This window comes from Mesorhizobium sp. M7A.F.Ca.CA.004.06.1.1 (genome assembly GCF_003999135.1).
Classification (GTDB): Bacteria; Pseudomonadota; Alphaproteobacteria; order Rhizobiales; family Rhizobiaceae; genus Mesorhizobium.
Genome location: NZ_RZPQ01000377.1, coordinates 1 through 5,637, shown reverse-complemented (window position 1 = coordinate 5,637; position 5,637 = coordinate 1). Strand labels below are relative to the sequence as shown.

Below are 5,637 nucleotides of genomic sequence, written 5' to 3'. Positions count from 1 at the left end.
CCCTACTTCACCGCCGAATCGAACTGATGCGCCTTGATCTTCTCGACATCGAGCGCGGCAAAACCTTCCGACAGCTTGACGCCGTCGGCATCGGCCTTGACCTTGGCCTTGTCGAAATCATTGGCCGGGCCGATCAAATCGTTGGTGCAGACATCCTCGGCCTTCACCGGAGCGGTGATCTGGCCGATCTTGTGGATTTCGTCGAAGAAGCCCTGCCAGCTCGCCATGTCGTGCGAGCCCCAGCCGCCGCGTTTGTCCATGTCGCCGCGGAAGACGTTGATCTGCTGCAGGATCGAGGTGGTGCCAAGCTCCGGCCCGAGATTCTTGGCCAGCGTCGGGAACTGCTCGAACACCGCTTCGACCGCCGCGCGGGGATTCTGGTAGCCGAATTCGAGGCCCATCGCCCAGCCGCGCAGGTACTTTTCCAGCAACGCCTTCTTGTCGGCGTCCTCCAGATCGGCGGCGCGCACGACGAAAGTATTGGCCGGCAGCTTTGAGTTCTGCACGCCGAGCCAGTATTCGAAGTCGAGCCCCTTGGCGATCCATTCGGCGCGTAGGCCTTCCCACGACAGGGCAGCGTCGCCCTGGCCGCCGGCAAGAGCCGTGCCCCATGTCGGCCAGCCGGCTTCGACATATTTGACCTTCTTGATGTCGACGCCCTGCGCCGCCAGCAGCGGGTCGGTGATCGACTGCCAGGCGGCGGAGCCGAGCAGGATGGTCTTGCCTTCCAGCTTCTTCAGATCGTTCGATCCCTCGCCCTTGCGGAAGGCGATGCTGAACGTGTCGCGGGCGCCCATATGGAACACCGACTTCAGCTTCATGCCGTTCTGGATGGCGAAAGAGAACACGCCGGGCGACGGGAAGCCCATATCGGCCTGGCCGACATCGACGAACTTCACCGTCGCGGTGCCGTCCGACGGCCCCGGCTGCATGTCGGTGTCCAGCCCATCGAAATAGCCGGCCTTCTTGGCTGCCCAGTAGGGATAGTCGTCGAGCACTTCGAGCGTGCCGCGCGGCGAGATCCAGGTGAATTTTCCGTAGGGTTCGGCCCTGGCCTTGAGGCCGGTGGCGCCAAGCGCCGTCGCGGTCACCAGCCCGGCGCCGGTCACCTGCAGGAAGTAGCGGCGGCTGATGCCCGCCGGGCTGATGGAGTTTTCTTTGGTCATAGCATTCCCCTTTTTTGTTTGATGTCAGTCTCTTGCCGCCGCCTCCCGGGCGCGCCGTCATATCCCTGTGTTCAAGCCTCCCAGCTCGCCCATTTCTTGCCGATCAGGAAGAACAGCACGTAGATCAGGATGCCGAGCGTCGACAGGATCAGCACCACGGCGAAGAACTGCGGCATCTGGATCATCGACGAATAGGTGGTCAGCCGGTTGCCGAGGCCGAAGCCGCCGCCGACCATTTCGGCGCCGACCGCGGTCAGCAGACCGAAGATGGCGCCGATCATCAGCCCGACCAGGATCATCGGCAGCGCCATCGGCGCTCGGATTTTCCAGAAGATCTGCAGGGTGCTGGCGCCATAGGAGCGTGCCAGCGCGATCTTGGCGCTGTCGACGCGGCGAAAGCCGGTGGCGGCATTGATCATCACCATCGGCCCGGCGGCCAGCGCCACCGCGATGATGCGCGGCGTGTAGCCGAAGCCGAAGCGCAGGATCAGAAGCGGCACCAGTGCCAGCATCGGCGTGGTGACCAGAAGCAGGATGTAGGGCGCGACGATCTTCTCGGCGAACGGAAACTGGGTGATGACGGCGGCCAGCACCAGGCCGATGATGGCGCCGATGGTGAAGCCGGACACCAGCTCGACGAGCGTGTAGCCGAGATGCGGCGCGATCAGCGGGAACTCGTCGAACAGCGCATAGGCGATCGAGCTCGGCGGCGGCATGATGTAGAGCGGCACGTGGAACAGCCGCAGCGCCAGTTCGATGCCGCCGATGATGATCACCGCCACGGCAAGAATGGCCGCCACCTCCTTGCCCGACTTGATGCCGGGGCCGCTGGCGAAGGCCGACAGATTGGTCAGGCTGACCTCGTGGCCGTCGGCAGACTTGGATTTGGAGAATTCCGGAATGGCGTCGCCTCCGCTCACGGCCTGATCCTCACGATCTCGGCGCTCGCGCGCTCCGGCGCTTTTGGCCGCGTGCGTTCGCCGACAATGTCCATCTTGATACGGTTGGTGAGGTCGAAGACCTCCTTCGTCGCCATGATCTCCAGCGAGCGTGGCCGCGCAAACGGCACGCGATATTCCTTGGCGACGCGGCCCGGCCGGGCGCTCAGCACCACGACCCGGTCGGAGAGGAAGATCGCCTCCTCGATCGAGTGGGTGATGAAGACGATCGTTGTCTTGGTGTCGAGCCAGATCTCCTCGACCAGCCGGTTCATCTCCTCGCGGGTGAAGCTGTCGAGCGCGCCGAACGGCTCGTCCATCAAAAGCACCGAGGGCTTCAGCGCCAGCGCCCGCACGATCGCCGCACGCTGCTGCATGCCGCCCGACAGCTCACGCGGAAACTTGCCGCCGAAGCCGTCGAGCCCGACCCGGTTGAGCAGATGCGCGATCCACGCCCGGTCCGGCTTCTCGCCCTTGATCTCGAAAGGGAAGCGGATGTTGGCGTCGAGATTGCGCCACGGCAGGAGGTTCGCCTCCTGGAAGACGATGCCGATATCGGGATGCGGACCGGTGATGGCCTTGCCATCGAGCCGGATCTCGCCGCTGGTCAGGCTGTGCAGGCCCGACATCGACCACAAGAGCGTGGTCTTGCCGCAGCCGGAAGGGCCGACGATCGAGACGATTTCATTGGCGCTGACATCTAGGCTGCAGCGGTCCAGCGCCAGCAGGTCGCCGGAGGCCGTGTGATAGATCTTGGTCGCTGCCTGCACGCCAAGCTTCGGCTTTTTTGCATCGCCCGTATTCATCTGCCCCCCGGGAAGATTGCGCGATGATCCATTGGCTCATCCCCAGCGAAAATCAGTCTGTAACTATCCTACTTTCCTGTCAAGCACCGACGATGGCCACCGTATCAGGAAAATCGATTAGTATGCCTATCTGCTTGTTTTAATATCGGTTTTGCGGCCTTGAAATGCATGTTGCTTTCCTACATACTTCGGAACTGACACGGATCGGAGAGGACCGGAGGAAGGTGATCTTTACCCTACGACACGCTGCGGTTGCGATGCGGTCGGGCGCGTGGAGCCAGGGCGTGCAAACATGCTAAGACGGCAGCCTCGCAACCCAGGGAAAGACCAGGACCCCATGAACGAAGCTGGCAGCCAGGACGAGCCTGTTCCAGGCCAGGATACCGAGGGGCGCGATCCTGTCCGGCGCATTCCCGACATCATCTCGCTGGTCAAGGATTCCTACAGCGAATTGCGCCCGGCCGAACGGCGTGTCGCCGATGTCGTGCTCGACGACGTCAAATATGCCGTCGACGCCTCCAACGCCGCCCTTGCCCAGCGCGCCGGGGTCAGCGAACCGACGGTGACCCGGTTCTGCCGCGCCATCGGCTGCGAGGGCGTGCGCGACTTCAAGCTGAAGCTGGCGCAGAGCCTCGTCGTCGGTGCGCTCTATCTGGCCAAGTCGCCCTCCGTCAGCAATGACAATGGCATGCCGTTCTGGAACGCCGTATTCGGCGAGGCGCGCCGGGCGCTGCAGGAGGCCGAGCGGCAGCTCGACCCGGCGCAGCTGCAGAAAGCCGCCGATCTGATCGCCAAGGCGCGCCAGGTCACCGTGTTCGGCCTCGGCGGCAGCTCCTCGGCGCTGGCGCAGGAAACCCAATACCGGCTGTTCCGCTACGGCATCACCGTCAGCGCCCAGTGCGACCCCTATCTGATGCGCATGACCGCCTCGACGCTCAAGCCGGGCGATCTGGTGATCGCCATTTCGGCGACCGGACGCACCCGCGAGGTGATCGAGGCCGTCGAGCTCGCCAAGCACTACCGCGCCAACGCCATCGCCGTAACCGCGCCCGACACCGAACTCGCCCGCGCCTGCGACGTCAGGTTGACGGTGGCGGTGCCCGAATATCCCGACACGCTGAAGCCGACGGCCTCGCGCTTCGCCTTCCTGGCGGCGATCGACCTTCTGGCGGTGGCCTCGGCCTACAAGCTCGACGGTTCGGCCCGCGAGACCGTGCGCCGCATCAAATACAACGCCCAGATCCACCGCACCGGCAAGGAGATGGAGCCGCTCGGAGACTAGCTCCCTTCTCCCCGTTCACGGGGAGAAGGTGCCGGCAGGCGGATGAGGGGCGGCGCCGAGTTCAACAATTGATGATCCCAACTTGGATTGGGCGCATGCACAAAGAGGGAAAGAAATGCTCGAAATAGCACCGACGAAACAGGCAGCCGCATGGCTCGAATCCCTGGCGCAGGCACTCGCAGCCGGCGACGTGGCCGCTGCGAGCAACCTGTTCGTCGACGATTGCTACTGGCGCGATCTCCTGACCTTCACCTGGAACATCACCACCATGGAAGGCCGCGAGGCGATCGCCGACATGCTGGCGGCGACGCTGGCGACGGCCAAGCCGAGCGCGTGGCAACTGACCGGCGAGGCGATCTCGGACGATGGCACCATCGAGGCGTGGTTCAGCTTCGAAACCGCGGTGGCCAGGGGAGAGGGCATCATGCGGCTGCGCGACGGCCGCTGCCGCACGCTGTTCACGGCAATGACGGACCTGAAAGGCTTCGAGGAGCGCAAGGGGGCGAAGCGGCCGCTTGGCGTGCGCCACAAGGCCGATCCCAGGCGCGAGACCTGGTCGGAGGCGCGGGCGCGCGAGACGCGCGAGCTCGGCACCGAGGAACAGCCCTACTGCCTGGTCATCGGCGGCGGCCAGGGCGGCATCATGCTGGGGGCGCGGCTGCGCCAGCTCGGCGTGCCCACCATCGTCATCGAGAAGAATGCGCGGCCGGGCGATTCCTGGCGCAACCGCTATCGCACGCTCGTGTTGCACGATCCGGTCTGGTACGACCATCTGCCCTACATTCCCTTCCCCGAAAACTGGCCGGTGTTCACGCCCAAGGACAAGATGGGCGACTGGCTGGAAATGTACACGCGCGTCATGGAGCTCAATTACTGGGTCGCCACGAAATGCCTGAGCGCGTCCTATGATGAGGCCGAAAAAGTCTGGACCGTGGTCGTCGACCGCGTCGGCCGCCAGATCACGCTGAAGCCGAAGCACATCGTCTTCGCCACCGGCGCCTACGGTCCGCCACGGCGGATCGATCTGCCGGGCGCCGACCGGTTCAAGGGCGAGTTGCTGCACTCCAGCCAGTATGCCAGCGGCGACAAATTCCGCGGCAGACGAGTCGCGGTCATCGGCGCGGCCAGCTCCGGCCACGATGTCTGCGTCGACCTCTGGGAAAGCGGCGCCGAGGTCACCATGATCCAGCGTTCGCCGACGACGGTGGTCAAATCGGACACGCTGATGGAAGTCGGCTTCGAGATCTTCTCGGAAGACGCACTGGCGCGCGGCATCACCACCGAGAAGGCCGACATGATCGTCGCCTCGACGCCGTTCGCGCTGGTGCCCAAGGGCCAGCGGGCGCTTTACGAGGTGATCAAGGCGCGCGACGCGGCTTTTTACGACCGCTTGCGCGCCGCCGGCTTCGCCCTCGATTTCGGCGACGACGAGACCGGCCTTCTGA

General features: G+C 64.5%; 5 protein-coding genes. 2 read left to right on the top strand and 3 right to left on the bottom strand.

Translation table 11 applies throughout. The features are described 5' to 3' along the window. Positions 1-2: 2 nt before the first annotated feature. From EN906_RS20955 to EN906_RS20945, 3 genes are all read right to left on the bottom strand, one after another. The gene (locus EN906_RS20955) at positions 3-1,166 is read right to left on the bottom strand and encodes an ABC transporter substrate-binding protein (RefSeq protein ID WP_127267336.1); all 1,164 of its coding nucleotides are present in this window, start codon (positions 1,164-1,166) and stop codon (positions 3-5) included. Positions 1,167-1,237: 71 nt separating this feature from the next. Continuing rightward, positions 1,238-2,086: an ABC transporter permease gene (locus EN906_RS20950; protein ID WP_127267335.1), complete on the bottom strand. Its 849-nt coding sequence runs from the start codon at positions 2,084-2,086 to the stop codon at positions 1,238-1,240. Beyond that, the gene (locus EN906_RS20945; RefSeq protein ID WP_127267334.1) at positions 2,083-2,910 is read right to left on the bottom strand and encodes an ABC transporter ATP-binding protein; all 828 of its coding nucleotides are present in this window, start codon (positions 2,908-2,910) and stop codon (positions 2,083-2,085) included. Before EN906_RS20945 ends, EN906_RS20950 begins: the two co-directional genes overlap by 4 nt. 337 nt (positions 2,911-3,247) lie before the next feature. On the opposite strand from EN906_RS20945, the gene EN906_RS20940 reads away from it, so the two are divergent. Then, a complete protein-coding gene (locus EN906_RS20940) occupies positions 3,248-4,192 on the top strand; it encodes a MurR/RpiR family transcriptional regulator (protein ID WP_127273418.1) in 945 nt (314 codons plus the stop codon). Positions 4,193-4,307: 115 nt separating this feature from the next. Continuing rightward, on the top strand, positions 4,308-5,637 hold a 1,330-nt coding region (locus tag EN906_RS20935), incomplete at its 3' end, for an NAD(P)/FAD-dependent oxidoreductase (RefSeq protein ID WP_164777270.1).

What these genes read in the sequence shown, in the direction of transcription:
- EN906_RS20955 (WP_127267336.1), bottom strand. Translation starts at nt 1,166, where the DNA reads ATGACCAAAGAAAACTCCATCAGCCCGGCGGGCATCAGCCGCCGCTAC.
- EN906_RS20945 (WP_127267334.1), bottom strand. Translation starts at nt 2,910, where the DNA reads ATGAATACGGGCGATGCAAAAAAGCCGAAGCTTGGCGTGCAGGCAGCG.
- EN906_RS20940 (WP_127273418.1), top strand. Translation starts at nt 3,248, where the DNA reads ATGAACGAAGCTGGCAGCCAGGACGAGCCTGTTCCAGGCCAGGATACC.